Source organism: Rhodococcus sp. FH8, assembly GCF_019266085.1.
GTDB lineage: Bacteria > Actinomycetota > Actinomycetes > Mycobacteriales > Mycobacteriaceae > Rhodococcus_F > Rhodococcus_F qingshengii.
On record NZ_LPNQ01000065.1, the window covers coordinates 176,158 to 194,491 of the forward strand.

Sequence of the window (18,334 nt, forward strand, 5' to 3'; positions counted from 1 at the left end):
GAGTGAGAGGAGGAGACGCCCAGTGAGTCAACGGGAGTGGATCGAGAAGGACTTCTACAAGGAGCTGGGCGTCTCGTCCACCGCGACGGCCGACGAAATCAAGAAGGCGTATCGCAAGCTGGCTCGGGATCTTCATCCCGACGCCAACCCTGACGATGCGAAGGCCGAAGAGCGTTTCAAGTCCGTCAGTGAAGCTCATGCCGTTCTGTCTGATCCGGACAAGCGCAAGGAGTACGACGAGGCTCGGCGCCTCTTTGCCAGCGGCGGCTTCGGCCCCCGCGCGCAGGGCGGCGGCGGATTCAACCCCGGCGCTGGTGGTTTCGACATCAACGACCTGTTCGGCGGCGGGGCCGGTGGGCAGGACTCGGGTCTCGGAGACATCTTCGGCGGATTGTTCAACCGCGGGGGAGCGGGCCAGCGAACAGCTGCGCCCAACCGCCCGCGTCGAGGCAAGGATCTCGAGACCGAGACGACGCTCGCCTTCCGTGAAGCAGCGCTCGGTGTCACCGTCCCTCTTCGTCTGACCAGCCCTACGTCGTGCACCACGTGTCACGGCAGCGGCGCAAAGCCAGGCACCAGCCCGCGAGTGTGCCCACATTGCAACGGAACCGGCGTGGTCAGCCGGAACCAGGGCGCCTTCGGATTCAGTGAGCCGTGTGACGATTGCCGGGGAACCGGCTCGATCATCGACTCGCCGTGTGAAGACTGCCACGGTAGCGGCGTCACCAATCGCACACGGACCATCACGGTTCGCGTGCCTGCCGGTGTGAGCGACGGTCAGAAGATCAGACTCAAGGGCAAGGGCGAAGCGGGACTCCGCGGCGCTCCGGCCGGCGACCTGTTCGTCAACATCCGCGTCAAGCCGGACAGTGTCTTCGGACGCAACGGCGACGACCTGACACTGACGGTTCCGGTGAGCTACGGCGAGCTGGTGCTGGGAACGACACTGTCCGTGCCGACTTTGGAAGGCCGTGTCGGAGTGAAGGTTCCGGCTGGAACGGTGGACGGACGCATTCTGCGAGTTCGCGGACGCGGTATCCCCAAGCGGCCGGACGGTGCCGGTGACCTTCTGGTCACGGTCAAGGTATCCGTTCCGCAGAAGTTGGACGACCCGGCGATCGAAGCGCTGAAAACCTATCTCGAAGCCGAGAAGGCGAGCGGGTTCGATCCACGGGCCGGGTGGGCCGGTGCATGATGACAGAGCGACCGCAGAATCAATGGGATGCGACGGTCGATCCTGACGCTCAGATCTTCGTGATCTCGGTGGCAGCCGAGTTGGCCGGAATGCACGCGCAGACTTTGCGTAACTACGACCGACTCGGGTTGGTCACCCCGCATCGAACCACCGGTGGCGGACGACGCTACTCCCCGCGCGATGTTGCGCTTCTTCGTGAAGTACAACGGCTTTCGCAGGACGAGGGAGTCAACCTTGCCGGAATCAAACGAATCATCGAACTGACCAACCAGGTCGAGGCTCTGCAGCATCGCGTCCGCGAATTGGCCGAGGAGATCGCGAAAGTCCATGCGGGCTATCGCCGGGATCTCGTGCCGATTCCGCGCAACAACGCGTTGGTGGTCTGGAAGCCCCGCAACCAGCGATAGTCGGACCTTTACACAAACGGCTCCACGCCCTGTCGGATTCATTTCGTCGAATCCGCCAGGGCGTGGAGCCGTTTCGGCGTTTCCACCCAGCGGGAAGAGATCTGTCGACGCCGCCTCAATGTGCATAGCGTCCGCTTCCATGACTCCACTTTTCAGCGTTTGACGTTATCCAGATCACATTCTATGCTCCATCCCAAGCAACTGCTTGCTAGATCATCAAGCGGGTGCTTGGTTGGCTGGTGCTCGAAATCAGGCACGTCCACCGGCCGATCATTCTTTCGTCAGGTATTCGCCTGACGTTCGGTGCATACATGTGTTCTAGGAGTGCAGACATGAATCGTCGGCCCATTCTTGTTGCGGCAGTTGCCGTGACGGCTCTGGCTCTTGCAGGGTGCAGTGGTTCTTCGGAGTCCGACGGAGGTGCGGACTCGCCCTACCGTGTGCTGCTGACCGGCGGGATCAGTGCACAGGGAGTCCTCGCGGCTAATTCGCAGACCTCGCTGCTCGCCACCAAGGCGGGCGTTCAGGTCCAGAACGAAGCCGGGGGGATCGGTGGCCGTCAGATCGAGCTCACTACGGTGGACGACGCGGGTGACGCAACCATCGCCGTCACCAAGCTGCGCGAAGCCATCAATTCGGGGAACAAGCCTGACCTCTACCTGAACTCGGGTCCGTCGTCGATCGCGGCTGCGGTTCTGCCGATCCTCAAGCAGAACAACATTCTCTCGATGAGCATGGCTCCCTCGCCCGATTCGACGGACCCCTCGAAGTTCCCGCTCAACTTCGATCTGGCTCCGGGTGCGACCGATACCGCTCGCGGAATTTCCGAGTACGCGAAGTCCAAGGGTTACAGCAGCGTCGGAGTCTTGCACGGCAGCACCGCTTACGGTGAGCTGTTCGGCGAAGAAATGACCAGTGCTTTGCAATCCGCAGGTCTGAAGGCCGCCGGTAACGAGGAGTACGACGCCGCCGCTTTGGACATGACGGCGCAGTTGCAGTCGCTCAAGAATTCGGGTGCCGCGGCAATCGCCTTGGATGCGTACGGCGCTCCTCTCGGATACGTGTTGCAAAGCCTCGAGCGACTCGGCTGGGACGTGCCGCTGGTCGGAAACACCTCGGTGTCTGCCACCAACCTGATCGCGAATGATCCGCCGGCCGGTGTGCTCGGCACCCCGCAGGTGAAGAACCTGGTGACGCAGGTGTTCAGCAGCACGGTATTCGATCCGAACAACGCACTCGTCAACACGATGGTGGACACGATGGCTTCGCTGGGCTCCATCCCGTCGACGCTGATCCTCGCGGACAACTACGACGCTTTCCCCCTCGTCGCGGCGGCAGCGGAGAAGGTCGGCAGTTCGACCGATCCGAAGAAGCTCGCCGAAGCACTGGAAACCACTGAGGTCCAGGAGAATGCCAAGACCGCATTCCTCTCGCGCTACAACTTCAGCTCCGACAACCACGGCCCGAACCCGGACACCAGCGAGCTGAAGTTCATCAGTCCGACGAAGATCCTCAACGGTCAGTTCGGAAACCCGGCTGCGTCATGACCATTCTGTGGTCCGGGTTGGCGCTCGGCGCGGTCTACGTGCTGGTTGCCATCGGGTACAACATCGTTTTCGTTTCCTCCAACACATTCAACTTCGCTCAAGCTCAGCTGATGATGGTGGGCACCTTTGTCGCCTACACGGGTCTGGTGACCCTGAAACTCCCCGTTCTCGTGGTGGCCGTCATGGCTACCGTGACCGTGATGCTCCTCGCCTCGGTCGAGGAGATCGTCGCGATCAGACCGGTGGCCGATCACCAGAACCAGTTGGTCACGACGTTGGGTGTCGCAACTCTGCTCAACGGCGCCACTCAATTGATCTGGGGTAGTGAACCTCTCACGGTTCCGTTCTTCGGATCGAACGAACCGATCACCCTGCTCGGCGGCCGTACCTACCCGGTCGAGATCGCTCTGCTGGTTGCGGCGATCGCACTGGTCGTCGGGTTGAGTTACGTCTCGAAGAAAACGATGACGGGTCTGGCTCTGATCGGCATCTCCGAGGATCGTGAAGCGGCGATGCTGCGAGGAGTCAACGTACGACGGTTGGCACTGGGAGCGTTTGCCTTCTCGGGTGCCTTGGCCGGTGTCCTCGGACTCTTCGTCGGCCCCAAGACGTTTGCAGTTGCGACGTTGGGTGCAGCGTTGGCCCTCAAGGGATTCGTGGCGTTGGCGATCGGCGGGTTCGGCTCTCTGCCTGGCGCTTTGATCGGCGGTCTGACCGTCGGCCTGGTGGAATCGTTCACCGCCCTGTGGGCGGGAAGTCAGTACAGCAATATCGCCGTCTTCACGGTGCTGATCGTCATCTTGATGGTCAAACCGGCTGGACTGTTCGGCAATGTCCGAGAACGGGTGGTGTGAGATGGTAAGTGCGTGGCGGACTTTCCGTTCCCTACCGAGCTGGATCATCCCACTCGTCCTGGCCGTGGTGATCCTGCTGCTGCCCGTGATGGGACTCGACCTGTCGACATCACGTCAGATTCAATTGGCCTGCATCCTGGCACTTGTGGTCAGTGGCCTGAACTTGAGCCTCGGCTTTGCCGGTGAACTGGCACTCGGCCAGGCAGCGATGTACGCGGCCGGTGCCTACACCGCGGGTCTGATGTCCCAGGCAGGTCACACCGACATTCTGCTTCAGCTTGCTGCCTCCGGAGCAGTGGCACTGGCGGTCGGAATCCTGACCGGTGTTCCCGGTCTGCGCCTGGGCAACTGGTCCCTGGCGATGACGTCGTTCTTCCTGGTTCTGCTGGTACCGGACGTACTGGCGATCTTCGGTGGCAAGACCGGCGGCCGAAACGGCCTCACCGGTATGGAGCCGCCGACGTTCTTCGGTTCCGAACTAGACACCCAGCAGTACTACATGGTGGTCGTCGTCGTGACCGTGCTCTGGTTCGCGGTGATGCGTAACCTGGTGGTCTCGCGGCACGGCATCGCGTTCCGCACGCTCAAGCAGTCGCCGGTTCTGGCGTCGTCGCAGGGTGTATCGGTGTTCCGGATGAAGCTGCTCGGTTATGCCATCGGTGCGTTCCCCGCCGGTCTGGCGGGTGCGCTGTTCGCCAACACCGACCTGTTCATCTCGCCGGAAGCCTTCGGGTTCACCTTTGCCACAGCAGTTCTGGCGGCGTCGATCCTCGGCGGTGCGGCAAGTGTGTACGGCGCCGTGGTCGGTGCCGCGATCATGCAGCTCGGTCCCAACCAGTCGACGGCGTTCCAGGAGTATTCGCTGATCTTCTACGGCGGCTTCCTGATCATCGGCGGTGTGCTTCTCTCCGGGGGTTTGACCAAGGTCGGGCGAGCGATCGTCTCGAAACTCGATCGCAAGGCCGGCCTGGGCGTAGTCACCGCAAAGGAAAACAGCTGTGGGACAACGGAACTGGCGCCGATCAACGGAGCACGGTTGGTGGTCGACGGAGTGTCCAAAGCGTTCGGTGGCAACCAGGCGCTCAATGCGGCAACCCTGACCGCAGAGGCCGGTAAGGTCACCGCGTTGATCGGGCCCAACGGTTCGGGTAAGACGACCATGCTCAACATGATCTGCGGCTTCTACACCGCAGATGCGGGCGTGATCACGATCGGTGACACGGTGGTCTCGCAGTCGTCGCCGCACAAGGTGGCGCGCGTGGGTGTGGCGCGCACGTTCCAAACTCCGACGATTCCGGAAAACATCACGGTTCTGGAAGCTGTTGCATCCGGACGTTATTCGGTGCACCGAGCGTCGATGGCGTCGGCTGTGCTTCGCCTGCCCAGCTTCCGCAGGATCGCGAAGGCCGACATCGTCGAGGCCGAGCGTGTCCTCGAACTCGTGGGGATGTCGCACTTGCGCAACGAGATCGCGACGTCGCTGCCCCTGGGGATGCGTCGCATGCTCGAGGTTGCTCGCGCCGTCATCGCCGAACCGAGGGTCGTCCTCTTCGACGAGGTGGCCTCGGGCCTCGACGAGGACGAACTCGAACGCCTGGCAGATCTGATCCGGGTACTGCGAGATGCCGGGGCGACAGTGGTGTTGGTGGAGCACAACTTCCGCCTCGTCCTCTCGCTGGCCGACGAGATAGTCGTGCTGGCGCAAGGGCAGGTGATCGCCACCGGCGATGCGGCAACCATCGAACATCACCCACGCGTCTTGAGCGAGTACCTCGGAGTCAAGTCCGGTGACGAAGAAGCACTTCTCGAAGAAATCGGCGCGGTAGACCATCAGACCAGTGAGGTTAAGGTATGGAACCGATTCTGAAGGTCCGAAACTTGCAGACCGGGTACGGCGATCTGCGCGTCGTCTGGGATGTCTCGTTCGACGTCTATCCCGGTCAGGTGACCGCCCTGCTCGGACGCAACGGCGCAGGCAAGACGAGCACGCTCCGTGCCCTGTCCGGCCTCAACAAGGTGGCCTCCGGAACCGTCGAGATGGACGGTGCCGACATCACCGGAGTCCCCGCGCACAAACGGGTACGACAGGGGATGGCGTACGTGCAGGAGGGCAAGCGGGTCTTCCACAAGCAGACCGTCGAGCAGAACCTCCTGCTGGGCGGGTACACCCGCAAGGCAAAGCGCGGCGAGCTTATGGAATCCGTCGAATCGATGTACGAGATGTTTCCGATCCTGGGGGAGAAGCGTTCGCTTCCCGCCGGTTCCATGTCGGGCGGTCAGCAGCAGATGCTCGCGATCGGCGCAGCGCTGATGGCGCAGCCGAGGTTGCTCCTTCTCGACGAACCTTCGGGCGGTCTCGCTCCCGTGATCGTCGGTGAGGTGATGGACCGCGTCCAACAACTCAAGGAAACCGGCCTGGCTGTTCTACTGGTCGAGCAGGCAGTCGAGGCCGCGATGAGCGTCGCCGATCATGTCACGGTCCTCGACATCGGCAAGGTGGTTCTCGACGCCGATGCCAAGGACATCGACGACCTGGCAGTGCTCAAGGATGCGTATTTCGGACGCGTCTGAACTGCAATGACGGCTTCAGCCCGGCCACCTCGGCCGGGCTGAAGCCGTTTCCCGCTCCGTGGCACGGGCCCTAGCCGGCTCGGGGCCATCGATCTACCGTCCTGCAAACAACTCCCGCGAGAGGCAAACTCGATGACCACTGCTCCCGACGTGCTCGCCCCGGCGAAGCTCGGCCCGGTGACCCTTCGAAATCGAATCATCAAGTCCGCGACATTCGAAGGCAAAACTCCCGACGCCCTGGTCACCGACGAGCTGATCGAGTTCCATCGTCGCCCAGCCGCCGGCGGAGTCGGGATGTCCACCGTCGCGTATTGCGCCGTCGCACCGGAAGGGCGCACCGAATACGGCCAGCTCTGGATGCGGCCCGATGCCCTCCCCGGGCTTCGGCGGCTCACCGATGCCATTCACGCCGAAGGTGCTGCTGCGTCGGCGCAGCTCGGCCATGCCGGTCCCGTGGCGAATCAGAAGTCGACCGGACTGCCCGCGCTGGCACCGTCGAGTTCGTTCAATCCGTTGAGCATGAGGATGATTCGCACTGCCACGACAGCGGACATCACCAGAATTGCGGCCGCGCACGGGAGCGCTGCGCGACTTGCCGTCGAGGCAGGATTCGACGCCGTCGAGATCCACTTCGGTCACAACTATTTCGCGAGCTCGTTCCTGAGCCCGAAACTCAACCGTCGTAAGGACTCCTACGGCGGATCGCTGGAGAACCGGGCTCGCGTCGTACTCGAAACTGCACGCAGTGTGCGCGATGCCGTCGGTGACAAGGTCGCGATCTTGGCCAAGCTGAACATGGACGACGGTGTGCCAGGCGGATTCTGGGTGGACGAAGCAATCCAGGTGGCGCAGTGGCTCGAAGCATCCGGAAGCGTCGACGCGCTCGAGTTGACGATGGGCAGTTCACTGCTCAACCCGATGTACCTGTTCAAGGGCGATGCGCCGATCCGCGAGTTCGCCGCGGCGATGCCGCAACCTGTTCGACTCGGTGTGCAGTTGGTGGGGAAGAGCATGTTGCATACCTATCCGTACAAGCCGTTGTTCATGCTGGAAGAGGCTCGGCAGATTCGTGCTGCGGTGAAGTTGCCGCTCGTGCTGCTCGGGGGTGTCACGGACAAAGCGGGCATGGATACCGCAATGGCGGAAGGGTTCGAGTTCGTCGCCATGGCACGGGCGCTGCTCAGAGAACCGGATCTGATCAATCGGATCGCGGCCGAATCCGATACCCAATCACTGTGCATCCACTGCAACAAGTGCATGCCCACGATCTTCAGTGGCGCCCGCTGCGTGTTGGTCGAACGCGTCTGAGCTGGTCAGCGCACACCACGTCCCGACATCCATGCGGATACCGGGTCGTGGGCCGTAGCGGATCAAGTTCGTGGTTGCATCAACGCTTGGTTCAGTTCTGCGTGAAGACGTCGTAGGAGGCGTTCATCGTGGGGTAGCCGGTGGCCATGTAGTCGGTGAGGATGACGTGCGTCGGGTCGCCGATGATGCGAGTCCCGTCGAGGGTGGGGTTGCCGACGTAGTTGTTGGCAGCCATGACCGTCTGGACGCCGTCGGCGACGTTGTAGGTGACGTCGACACCGATACCGCGGGGATCGCTGCTGTAGGCGGTGACGATCTCGGTGGTGTGCGGGGCCAGGTAGGAGCGCGGGCCGTTGATCCACTGTCCGTAGGGGTTGGACGCGCTGTCCAGCAGCATCGGGTTGTCGGTGTTGTTGGTGATGGTCATGGCAACCGTCGGGCCGTCGGTGGGCATGGTGCCGGCGTTGGCGATCGCTGCGGTTCCCAGTGCGGTTCCGCCGACAGCGAGGGCGATTGCGGTGACTGCTACGAAGCGAGTGGTGTTGGTACGCATGATGTCTGCTCCTGGGATGGTGTGTGGTTGCCGTTCTCGGCGATGAATCAATCTTGTCGCGAAGGAGTGCTGCTGTATGTCCGCCGACGGGGCCGTGGCGGGGTTGAATCTCTTGTCCCCCGATCGGGGGAGGCGTAAGTGCTCGCATTGCTGGTACGGGCGTGAGAAAGTGAGCAATGCGCGAAGGCACGAAGCCGCTGGCCGGCAAGGTTTCCGTGGTGGTCGGCGACGACCACCCACTGTTCCGTGAGGGCGTGGTTCGGGCTCTGACCGGCAGTGACAGCATCGACGTCCTGGGCGAGGCCGACGACGGCGCAGCAGCGCTCGCAATGATCCGCGAACTACGCCCGCAGGTCGCGCTGCTCGACTTCCGGATGCCGCACCTGGATGGAACTCAGGTCGCCGCCGCAGTCGTTCGAGACGAGCTTCCGACGCGTGTGCTTCTGCTCAGCGCTCACGACGAATCGTCTGTCGTGTACCAGGCCCTGCAAGCCGGTGCTGCCGGATTCCTGCCGAAGGAATCCACTCGCGCCGAGATCGTGAGTGCCGTGCTCGACTGTGCTGCGGGACGAGATGTGTTGCCGCCCAGTATCGCCGCCGGATTGGTAGGAGAGGTTCGGCGTCGTAGTGAACCGTCCGGTCCGACGCTCAGCGCGCGCGAACGTGAGGTTCTCGGATTGATCGCGCAGGGCGCCAGCATCCCGGTCATCGCCTCACAACTCTTTCTTGCGCCCTCCACCGTCAAAACTCACGTGCAGCGCCTCTACGAGAAACTCGGAGTCAACGATCGAGGCGCCGCCGTCGCCGCTGCAATGCGGCAGGGATTGTTGGAGTGAGCAAGCGTCACCGAAGCACGTACGTGACGTTCATGGCCGGGTAACCCGAGGTCATCGTCACCGTGACGTCGTGGCTGTCGGGGGCGTACGTACCTCCGGCATCCGCCCTGGTCTTCGAGTTGGTGGCACTGAAGACAAACACTCCACCGTCGTCGGAGCGGTACGTGAGCACGATGGGGAAGTCGTTCTGGTTCTTGCTCGTGGCCACAACGTTCACGTTCATGTTGGGGAGGATGTAGTCCGCCGGCGGGACGACCCAGTCGCCGTTCGGGTTGGATGCGTCGACCAGATACAGGGCCCCGCGACCCGAATTGCTGATCATCGCCGTCGTGACGGATGTGTCGGTCATCGACTTCACCGTGTTCGCACCGGCGGAGCGGGCAACCAGAGCTGCCATGCTGAGGCCGGAGAAGGAAAGTGCTTCGGTTCGAATTGTGTTGGTGCTCATCATGTTCTCCTCGATTTGTCGGTCTCGGTGACCGTGTGTTTCTGTGATGAGACAACTATGGCCCCGAAATCCCTTCGGGTCTGTCCACCTACGGGTCCGAGTGCTGGACGACATCGCTGTCCCCCGATCGGTGGACACAGCGCTCTCCGCCCACCCAGTGTCATGGGGTGGAGGCTTCGCCCACCCAGTGTCATGGGGTGGAGGCTCCGCCCACCCAGCGGGAGAACCTGTTCCTCTACCATTCAACCCACTCGTAGCGTGGCCACCATGACCGATCCTGACTTCTCCACCGCACCACTCGACGTCGTAGTCATCGGCGCCGGCGTCGCCGGCATGTACGCCATGCACCGACTTCGCGAGCAGGGGCTGCGTGTCCACGGCTTCGAGGCGGGCTCCGGAGTGGGCGGCACGTGGTACTTCAACCGCTACCCGGGCGCACGCTGCGATGTCGAGAGTTTCGACTACTCCTACTCGTTCTCCGAAGAGTTGCAACAGGATTGGGACTGGAGCGAGAAGTACGCCGCGCAGCCGGAGATCCTGTCCTACCTCGATCACGTCGCCGATCGCTTCGACCTACGCAGTGGGTTCACTTTCGATACCCGTGTCCTGAGCGCACAGTTCGACGAGGACTCGTCGACGTGGCGAGTGCACACCGACGGTGGTCATGACGTCACCTCGCGGTTCGTGGTGTGCGCCACGGGCAGCCTCTCGACCGCGAACGTTCCGAACATTGCAGGTCGCGAGACTTTCGGCGGTGAGGTCTTCCACACCGGCTTCTGGCCGCACGAGGGCGTCGATTTCACCGGCAAGCGAGTGGGAGTGATCGGCACCGGATCGTCGGGCATCCAGTCCGTTCCGTTGATCGCCGAGCAGGCCGATCACCTCTTCGTGTTCCAGCGGTCCGCGAATTACAGTGTGCCGGCGGGAAACACGCCTCTCGATGACAAACGACGCGCAGAGATCAAGGCCGACTACGCCGAGCGTCGAGCGCTGTCCAAGCGCAGTGGCGGTGGATCTCCGTTCGTTTCGGATCCTCGCAGCGCGCTCGAGGTGTCCGAGGCCGAGAGGAACGCGGCCTACGAGGAGCGGTGGAAGCTCGGCGGTGTTCTGTTCGCCAAAACCTTCGCAGACCAGACCAGCAACATCGACGCCAACGCGACGGCGGCCGCATTTGCCGAGGCCAAGATCAGATCGGTGGTCGAAGATCAGGCCATCGCCGACCTGCTGATCCCGAACGACCACCCCATCGGGACCAAGCGGATCGTGACGGACACCGACTACTACCAGAGCTACAACCGTGACAACGTGAGCCTGGTCGATCTCAAGAGCGCACCGATCGAGGCAATCGACGAGGCCGGGATCAAGACGACCGACTCGCACTACGAACTCGACGCATTGGTGTTCGCCACCGGTTTCGATGCGATGACCGGGGCACTCGATCGCATCGAGATCCGTGGCCGCAACGGCGAGACCTTGCGAGAGAACTGGCATGCGGGTCCGAGAACCTATCTTGGTTTGGGAGTTCACGGCTTCCCGAACCTGTTCATCGTCACCGGGCCGGGCAGCCCGAGTGTGCTGTCCAACATGATTCTCGCTGCCGAACAGCACGTCGACTGGATCGCCGACGCGATCAACCACCTCGATTCGGCGGGCATCGACACCATCGAGCCGAGTGCCGAAGCCGTGGACAACTGGCTCGAGGAGTGCTCACGCCGGGCGTCGGCAACATTGTTCCCATCCGCGAACTCCTGGTACATGGGAGCCAACATCCCGGGAAAGCCGAGGATATTCATGCCCTTCATCGGAGGCTTCGGTGTCTACTCCGACATCTGTGCAGACGTGGCAGCAGCGGGATACCGAGGCTTCGAGCTGAACAGCGCGGTGCACGCATGAGCCGGCTGGAGGGCAAGCGGGTACTCGTGACGGGTGCTGCCGGAGGAATGGGACGCTCACACTGTGAGCGGCTCGCCGAGGAAGGCGCGTCCGTGATCGCGTTGGATGTCGAACAGGCGCAATCGGGGTTGGCGGAAACCGCTCAGGCAGTGCGTGATCGAGGTGGTGTCGCGGTCACCGGTGTGGCGGATATTCGGGACTTCGACGGTCTGGCCGCCGTCGTGGCCGAGTGCGTTACCGAACTCGGCGGGTTGGACGTCGTGGTCGCGAATGCAGGCGTCTACGACACGCCGGGACCGTCGTGGACCATCGATCCTGCAGTGTGGAACCGCTCGCTGGACGTCAATCTGACCGGCGCGTGGCACACCGTCAAGGCCTGCGTTCCGCACTTCGGCGACGGTGGATCCGTCGTTCTGGTCAGCTCGACAGCGGGAATCAAAGGTATTGCCGGAGCAAGTCATTACAGCGCAGCCAAGCATGCCGTGGTGGGCCTGGCCAGAACGCTGGCCAACGAGTTGGGGGCGCAGAGTATCCGCGTCAACTCCGTGCATCCGGGTTCGGTACGTACCCCGATGATCATCAACGAGCGAGTGTTCGCGAACCTGTGCCCGGACATCGAGAATCCCGCCGAAGCAGACGCTGCTGCAGTGCTCAGCGCTCGCAACTTGCTGCCCGTTCCCTGGGTCGATCCGGTGGACGTCAGTAATGCGGTCCTGTTTCTCGCATCCGCGGAGTCCCGCTACATGACCGGCTGTCAGTTGGTTGTCGACGCCGGCCTGACCCAGAAAGTGTGAATTGATGACTTCTCGATTGGAAGGCAAGATCGCGCTGATCACGGGTGCGGCACGAGGAATCGGGCGGGCTCAGGCCGTGCGTTTTGCCGAAGAGGGCGCGGACATCATCGCGGTCGACGTGTGCACTTCGGTGGAAACCACAGTCACGCCGCCCGCGACGGAGGCCGATCTCGATGAGACAGTGGCGCAGATCCGGGCGCTGGGGCGAAAGGTCGAATCTGCGGTAGTGGACGTTCGGGATCTCGAGGCACTACGCAGTGCCGTGGACTCGGCCGTCGGAATGCTCGGTGGTCTCGACATCGTCTGCGCTACAGCTGGTATCACGTCCTCCGACGGGGCCCTGACCATGTCGGAAACGATGTGGCAGACCATGCTGGACGTCAATCTGACCGGCGTGTGGCACACCACGACCGTCGCGGCTCCGCACTTGATCGCGCGGGGCGGGGGATCGATGACACTCACAAGCTCCATCGCCGGACTTCGGGGGCTGGTCGGAGTCGCGCACTACACCGCAGCCAAGCATGGAGTCGTTGGTCTGATGCGTTCGCTGGCAAAGGAACTGGCTCCGCACAACGTACGCGTCAATACGGTCCATCCCACCAACGTCGACACCCTCATGATTCAAAACCCGTTGGTGCGCGGCAAGTTCCGCCCCGATCTCGAGAACCCGACGCGCGAAGAATTTGCTGCCGCAGCGATGACGATGAACATGCTCGCCATTCCGTGGATCGAACCGGTGGACGTAGCGAACGCTGCTCTGTTCCTGTCTTCCGACGAGGCTCGCTACATCACGTCGGTCGCCCTGCCGGTGGATGCAGGAAGTTCGTCCCGCTGAGGTTTCGAACAGCTGAAATCTTGAACAGCTGAGGTTTTGACACGCTGAGTTCCGCCACGGTGTGTAGCGTCGGTTTCACCTAACCGAAAGGCGTACACCGTGGCGGAACGGCGCTATCTGGAAGTCACCGTCGGGATCAACATCGTGATGGTCCTCGACCACCGCACGGTGGAGGTCTTCGACCGCACCGCCGCGAGCACGAGCGAAGTGGCTCGTTGGCATGTCGAACACATTGCGGTGAAGGCGAAACCGTCGAAGTCGGGACTGAAACTCACCATCGGGAACAGGCTCGCCGACGACTCGATCGCGGTAGCGGGTCCACGGGCATCGCTGACTGTTCCGCCGGAGAACGAGGCAGCCGTCATCGCGTTCTTCGACGAGGTCAAGGCTGCTCGGGTGTGAATCGGCAGAAGACCTTCGGCGCGGATGATTCGGGTTCTCTAGTCGAGCACGTCGTGCGCTGCCACGAAGATCGGGCCGGACGCACTTTTGTCGGGATCTCGGGAATCGAGGCTTCCGGAAAATCGACGATCGCGGACGAGTTGGCTGCCGGTATCTCGAAGTCGGGCCATGACTTCATCATGATCCATGGGGACGAGTTCTCGACTGCGAAAGCGGTACGGAACAAAGATCCTGACACGGTGCGTGGGTATCTCGAGGATGCGTACGACTATTCGAACCTGAGTAGCCGTGTGATGGTGCCGCTACGGTTGGCCGAAGTTACCGAAATTTCCTACGTCTCGACTGATCCGGAGACAGACGAATCTGTGGTGTCGAAGCCACGAGTCCCGGATCGCGCCATTGTGATCGTCGAGGGAGTGCTGCTTTTTCGCGGACTGATGCGAGATCAGTTCGACCTACGAATCTGGGTTGAAGCAAGCTTCGACGAGTCCTTGCGGCGTGCGAAGGGACGTCCGCGCGATGTGAGCTATTACGGGACGGCCGAGGCGATAGCGTCCCGGTACGAATCCCGGTTTCATCCGGCGCAGAGGATTCATCTGCGTGACGATCGACCACAACTGACCAGCCACGTAATCGTGCGTGGCTAGTCAGTCGAAAGGCCGGCGATATCAAGCTTTACGCGCGGCGGCATGGGCCCCGGCGACACGGCCGAATGCGAAGGCGTCGGCAATGTGGAATCCGCCGTCCTTGGCCGCGCTGTAGGTGGAACTGACCGCGCCCGCGGCGTAGAGGCCAGGAATCGGATTGCGGGCAGTATCGAGTACGCGGGAATGACCGTCGCGGCGCGGCCCACCGCTACTCCATCCCAGCAGTGGCGACCCGGAGACGGCGTAGAACGGAGCGGTAGCCACCGGGGCCAAAGTCTCGGGATTGCGGCCGAACGAATGGTCGATGCCGTCCGCGCACGCCTCGTTGTAGCGTCGCACGCTCGTTTCCACGACTGTTGGGTCCAGTCCGAGTTTCTCGGCGAGTTCGGCGAGCGTGTCCGCCTTTAGGATCCATCCCTTGTCGATCTCGGCTTGATTGTCCGAGCTCCACTCGTACCCTTCGTCGAGAACCCTGTGGCCGACGGGCAGTGCGTCGCGGCCGGGGCTCAGCTGTCCGGCCAACCTCATCGTCTCGTCGAAGACGACGTTCATCGGTTGCACCGGAAAGTGTTGGTAAGAACCCTCTCTGAACACATGACCATGCCGCATTTCGGCTGACTCGTCGGTGAAGCGTCTACCTTCCCGGCTGAGGAACACATAGTTGTGCGCGTTCCACAGTGCGAGGAAGAATCCAGTCGGATTTTCGAGGTCGCCGGGAATTCCCGTAATGGTCATCATGTTGTTCATGTGCCACAGATCGGCGCCCACGGCCTGTGCCATGCGGTGACCGTCGCCGGTTGCCGATGGTGAGCCCCAGATCTTCGGATTCTCCAGACGCAAGTAGTCGCGCACCATCGTCGGATTTGCTTCGAATCCTCCGGTGGCAAGGATGACGCCCCGGCGTGCCTGGATCTGCGAAGTCTTTTCACCCGAACGGATCTCGACTCCGGTCACCGCTCCGGATTCATCCGTCAGCAGTCCGGTGGCTTCGGTGTCGAATAGTGTTGTGACGCCGCGTTCAGCGAGAGCGGAGACGAGGAACCGGTAGAGAAGTTCATTGCCCATCTTCCCTTCGACGGTGTCCATCCCTGCGTAACAAGAACTTCCGTCAAGTTCGGCGAACTCTGCCGCGGAATGGAAATCGCCGGTCATCGCTACAGTTGCACCCAGACTGCGGATCCAGTCGGACAGTCCGTGAGTGTTCTCGGCCCAGGCATCGATGACGTCCTCGGCAACGGGGAACTCCCCGTTCAACGAACGCAGGAAGGTTCGGGCGGCAGCGGGGTCCTGGTTGACGAACCATCCACTGCCGGACAGTCGAGTGTTGCCGCCCGCGGAATCAGGTCCGCTCTTTTCCAGAATCACGACCGATGCGCCGTCGGCGTGCGCTTGGAGCGCTGCGGCCGATCCGGCAGCGCCCGATCCGATGACGAGTACGTCGACAATGTTATCCATGTCACAGAAGGTATTGCGGAATGGTGGTGCGGCGAACCCACCTTCCCGATGAGCGAGAAAGCCAGTGGTCGACGCCGCAGAGACGTCGCCCCGCAGGCACGTCGGGGGCCAGGCGAGGTAGCGGTTCAGTGCGTCGGGGGTGGCGCCAAAAGTGCGATATCGCGCTGTGACGTTTTCGAGACCCTAGCGTTATAGATGTGGTTGTGTCGGCGAAACCTGCCGGTGGCAGAGTTCGTCTGGAACGCAGTGACCGACACGGTTGGTTATCCGACGCACAGTGATTCATCGCTGATTCGGGCGGTGGGGCACGCCGAGTCCAGACAAGAGGCTTTCATGACTACGATCAACGAACGTTCTTCAGCTGCAAATGTTCTCGATCTCTTTGACAGCGCCGGCCGAGAAGGGCATCGGTACAGTATCGACGTGGAAAGCTACACCCCTTCGTATGCGGTACTGAGACTTGCCGGAGAATTGGACATGGGTCAGCGGGTGGAATTGGTGCACGCGCTCGACCGACTTCTCCTGGTCGGAACCGATATTCACGTCGATCTCTCCGGCGTGACCTTCATGTCGTCCGGAGTGGCGAATGCCGTTGTCGATGCTGCGGGGCGTGGCAACAACCGCATTCGCTTGTTTGCCCCGACGCGAGCGGTCTTCATGATCTTTCAGGCTCTCGGCGCCTCCGAACTCATTGCGGGCGTTGCCACGTCGACCGCTGATGCTCTCGGTGCTTGAGCCGGAAACAACTCCCACGAACGATGTGAAGTGAGCAGTGCTCGATACGCGTTGACTTGGTATCTGGTCTGATCTGCGTGTCGATGTGCACTTTGCGGCGCGGGATCAGGTTGTCGTCACCGGGTTGCGCCGAGATTTGCGGTAGTCTCGTTCGGTGTCGAGCAGCCGGCGCTGCCATCGACGCGTCCGGCCGCATGAACGCTTGGTGGTCCCGACTCGTAGTGAAGAGCCACACCATGGCGTATGACACCAGCAACGGTTCGACATCGTCGAATTCTCCGATCACCCAGTTCTCCGATGTGATTGGTCTGGAAGTAAGCATGCAGTTCGCACCGATACGCCGCCTCGACGACCACGCACTTGCAGGCGCCGAGTTGCAATTGCGTGGGCCTGACAATTCCTCTCTGTGTTCGGCGCATGCCCTCCGTCGCGCCTCGCAATTGATGCAGCAACGCTCGGAATTCGACAGTCACAAACTGGCCATGTCCCGTACTGCACTCGCATGCACCGTCGCGGATCGCCTGCCGTTGCTGGTGGCAGTCGACTCGGCTTCCCGAGCAGCTCTGAACGCTCCTGGTATCGAAGGAGCGACGAGAAATCTGCAACGGATCGTCATCACGGTTGACAGCGCATCGGTGCTTACCGATCCCCACAACTCTCTGGCAGTGATCAGAGAAGCCCGCGCGGGCGGGCGTCTGATTGCACTCGACGGTGTCGGCATCGACAGGCACTCGGCGACACTTCTGTCTTTGGTCGAACCCGACATCATTATCACTTCCGCTGAATTGCTTTCCAAGGCAGCATATTTCGAAGTGGGAACGACGGTGCACGCGCTCGGCGCCTACGTCGAGCGATCGAACGCGATTATCCTTGCCGAGGGTGTCGACTCGGAATCGTCCCGTCTTGCCGCAATCACCATCGGAGCCACATACGGAACGGGTGAGTTGTATCCCGCAGTCGACGATCCGAGTTCACTGTTGTCCGAACCGGTCGTCGCGATGCCCGACAGTCCGGTGTGGAGTGATCCCATCCCCGAGGTGGGCACTCCCTACTCGATCGTGTCTGCTCACAGCCGGATCCGGCGCGGTACCAAGCGTCTGTTGATCCAACTGAGCAAGTCCCTCGAAGCGCAAGCCGCCACATCGGGTTCCTCGATGCTTGTTCTGGGCACCTTTCAACAAGCCGAGCATTTCACCGCATCCACAACAGCACGGTGGCGTCACCTCGCCGACACCGTAGGGTTTGCCGGTGTCTACGGTGTCGGACTGTCCGTGATGCTCGACGGTAAAGTTCAACACGCGCCGCTCGACCCGGGTGATGATCTCGTCAACGAGTGGACGGTCGTCACTCTGGGACCGCACCATGCGGCGATGCTGTCGGCGCGAGATCTTCATGACAACGGTCCAGATCTCGAGCGGACCTTCGACTTCGTGCAAACCTACGATCGCACCGCCGTCACCCAGGCAGCGCACTCTATTCTTCGTCGTTACCCCACGACGAATTCGTGAAACCGGTGCCGAGGTTCTCGACGTTCGCCGCGAGCGCTGCCCGACCGGCGATCGTGGCTAAGGATTGGCCGGGCGCCGCGCAGCACGTCTCTTTGCTGCAGAGTTGAGTAGATACCTTTCGGCGACCGTGTAGTCCGTGACGGTTGCGCCATCCGGTGCTGTGGAGTGGGTGAGCAGTTCGAGATAGCGGCGACGGAAGACATGGGCGTCGGATTCTGCGAGTAGGAACTCCGCCGCTGCGACGACCTCTGGTTTCGGAGCAGCGCGTGCATGCCGGTTTCGGGCAGGCCGAGTGCTCATGTTTTCCTCTGGATTTCGAAAGCGTCTGTGCCGGTAGTCATGTGCG

General features: G+C 62.0%; 19 protein-coding genes. 15 read left to right on the forward strand and 4 right to left on the reverse strand.

Annotated features, from left to right (window positions below):
• Positions 1 to 22 precede the first annotated feature (22 nt).
• The 7 genes from dnaJ (at position 23) to ATN38_RS15170 (ending at position 7,882) form a co-directional block, all read left to right on the forward strand.
• Positions 23 to 1,195, forward strand: coding sequence for a molecular chaperone DnaJ (gene dnaJ, locus ATN38_RS15140; RefSeq protein WP_003944329.1), 1,173 nt, complete (start codon positions 23 to 25; stop codon positions 1,193 to 1,195).
• Positions 1,192 to 1,602: a heat shock protein transcriptional repressor HspR gene (locus tag ATN38_RS15145; RefSeq protein ID WP_003944355.1), complete on the forward strand. Its 411-nt coding sequence runs from the start codon at positions 1,192 to 1,194 to the stop codon at positions 1,600 to 1,602. Before dnaJ ends, ATN38_RS15145 begins: the two co-directional genes overlap by 4 nt.
• Before the next feature lie 332 nt (positions 1,603 to 1,934).
• Entirely contained in the window at positions 1,935 to 3,149 is a 1,215-nt protein-coding gene (locus tag ATN38_RS15150; protein ID WP_007726702.1) for an ABC transporter substrate-binding protein, read from the forward strand.
• Positions 3,146 to 4,003: a branched-chain amino acid ABC transporter permease gene (locus ATN38_RS15155; protein ID WP_007726703.1), complete on the forward strand. Its 858-nt coding sequence runs from the start codon at positions 3,146 to 3,148 to the stop codon at positions 4,001 to 4,003. The genes ATN38_RS15150 and ATN38_RS15155 overlap by 4 nt, the downstream gene beginning before the upstream one ends.
• A gap of 1 nt (position 4,004) precedes the next feature.
• Complete coding sequence (locus ATN38_RS15160) at positions 4,005 to 5,870, forward strand: ATP-binding cassette domain-containing protein (protein WP_218748292.1); 1,866 nt, start codon at positions 4,005 to 4,007, stop codon at positions 5,868 to 5,870.
• Entirely contained in the window at positions 5,855 to 6,574 is a 720-nt protein-coding gene (locus ATN38_RS15165) for an ABC transporter ATP-binding protein (RefSeq protein WP_003944438.1), read from the forward strand. The genes ATN38_RS15160 and ATN38_RS15165 overlap by 16 nt, the downstream gene beginning before the upstream one ends.
• Before the next feature lie 132 nt (positions 6,575 to 6,706).
• Positions 6,707 to 7,882 carry an NADH:flavin oxidoreductase gene (locus tag ATN38_RS15170; RefSeq protein ID WP_054827517.1) on the forward strand — a complete coding sequence of 392 codons (1,176 nt, stop codon included), beginning with the start codon at positions 6,707 to 6,709 and terminating at the stop codon, positions 7,880 to 7,882.
• 91 nt (positions 7,883 to 7,973) lie between these two features.
• On the opposite strand, the gene ATN38_RS15175 is transcribed toward ATN38_RS15170, so the two are convergent.
• A complete protein-coding gene (locus ATN38_RS15175) occupies positions 7,974 to 8,435 on the reverse strand; it encodes a hypothetical protein (RefSeq protein WP_007726708.1) in 462 nt (153 codons plus the stop codon).
• Between the two features lie 176 nt (positions 8,436 to 8,611).
• Between ATN38_RS15175 and ATN38_RS15180 the strand changes: the two genes are divergently transcribed.
• Complete coding sequence (locus ATN38_RS15180) at positions 8,612 to 9,271, forward strand: response regulator transcription factor (RefSeq protein WP_003944425.1); 660 nt, start codon at positions 8,612 to 8,614, stop codon at positions 9,269 to 9,271.
• A 7-nt stretch (positions 9,272 to 9,278) separates the two neighbouring features.
• On the opposite strand, the gene ATN38_RS15185 is transcribed toward ATN38_RS15180, so the two are convergent.
• On the reverse strand, positions 9,279 to 9,719 hold the full coding sequence (locus ATN38_RS15185) for a hypothetical protein (protein ID WP_218748196.1): 441 nt from the start codon (positions 9,717 to 9,719) through the stop codon (positions 9,279 to 9,281).
• A 267-nt stretch (positions 9,720 to 9,986) separates the two neighbouring features.
• Here ATN38_RS15185 and ATN38_RS15190 point away from each other — a divergent pair, with 267 nt between their 5' ends.
• The 5 genes from ATN38_RS15190 (at position 9,987) to ATN38_RS15210 (ending at position 14,290) form a co-directional block, all read left to right on the forward strand.
• On the forward strand, positions 9,987 to 11,612 hold the full coding sequence (locus ATN38_RS15190) for an NAD(P)/FAD-dependent oxidoreductase (RefSeq protein ID WP_007726712.1): 1,626 nt from the start codon (positions 9,987 to 9,989) through the stop codon (positions 11,610 to 11,612).
• A complete protein-coding gene (locus ATN38_RS15195) occupies positions 11,609 to 12,406 on the forward strand; it encodes a mycofactocin-coupled SDR family oxidoreductase (RefSeq protein ID WP_218748198.1) in 798 nt (265 codons plus the stop codon). The genes ATN38_RS15190 and ATN38_RS15195 overlap by 4 nt, the downstream gene beginning before the upstream one ends.
• A 4-nt stretch (positions 12,407 to 12,410) precedes the next feature.
• The gene (locus ATN38_RS15200; protein WP_042924153.1) at positions 12,411 to 13,241 is read left to right on the forward strand and encodes a mycofactocin-coupled SDR family oxidoreductase; all 831 of its coding nucleotides are present in this window, start codon (positions 12,411 to 12,413) and stop codon (positions 13,239 to 13,241) included.
• A gap of 99 nt (positions 13,242 to 13,340) precedes the next feature.
• Positions 13,341 to 13,643: a hypothetical protein gene (locus ATN38_RS15205; protein WP_042452216.1), complete on the forward strand. Its 303-nt coding sequence runs from the start codon at positions 13,341 to 13,343 to the stop codon at positions 13,641 to 13,643.
• Entirely contained in the window at positions 13,640 to 14,290 is a 651-nt protein-coding gene (locus ATN38_RS15210) for a hypothetical protein (protein ID WP_003944437.1), read from the forward strand. Before ATN38_RS15205 ends, ATN38_RS15210 begins: the two co-directional genes overlap by 4 nt.
• 21 nt (positions 14,291 to 14,311) lie before the next feature.
• Here ATN38_RS15210 and ATN38_RS15215 read toward each other — a convergent pair whose 3' ends face one another.
• Positions 14,312 to 15,745, reverse strand: a complete 1,434-nt coding sequence (locus ATN38_RS15215; protein WP_054187130.1) for an FAD-dependent oxidoreductase — start codon at positions 15,743 to 15,745, stop codon at positions 14,312 to 14,314.
• A gap of 423 nt (positions 15,746 to 16,168) precedes the next feature.
• On the opposite strand from ATN38_RS15215, the gene ATN38_RS15220 reads away from it, so the two are divergent.
• Both ATN38_RS15220 and ATN38_RS15225 read left to right on the forward strand, forming a co-directional pair.
• Positions 16,169 to 16,480, forward strand: coding sequence for an STAS domain-containing protein (locus tag ATN38_RS15220; RefSeq protein ID WP_231916151.1), 312 nt, complete (start codon positions 16,169 to 16,171; stop codon positions 16,478 to 16,480).
• A gap of 236 nt (positions 16,481 to 16,716) precedes the next feature.
• Positions 16,717 to 17,988, forward strand: coding sequence for an EAL domain-containing protein (locus ATN38_RS15225; protein ID WP_082900991.1), 1,272 nt, complete (start codon positions 16,717 to 16,719; stop codon positions 17,986 to 17,988).
• A gap of 57 nt (positions 17,989 to 18,045) precedes the next feature.
• On the opposite strand, the gene ATN38_RS15230 is transcribed toward ATN38_RS15225, so the two are convergent.
• The gene (locus ATN38_RS15230; RefSeq protein WP_218748200.1) at positions 18,046 to 18,288 is read right to left on the reverse strand and encodes a hypothetical protein; all 243 of its coding nucleotides are present in this window, start codon (positions 18,286 to 18,288) and stop codon (positions 18,046 to 18,048) included.
• Positions 18,289 to 18,334 lie beyond the last annotated feature (46 nt).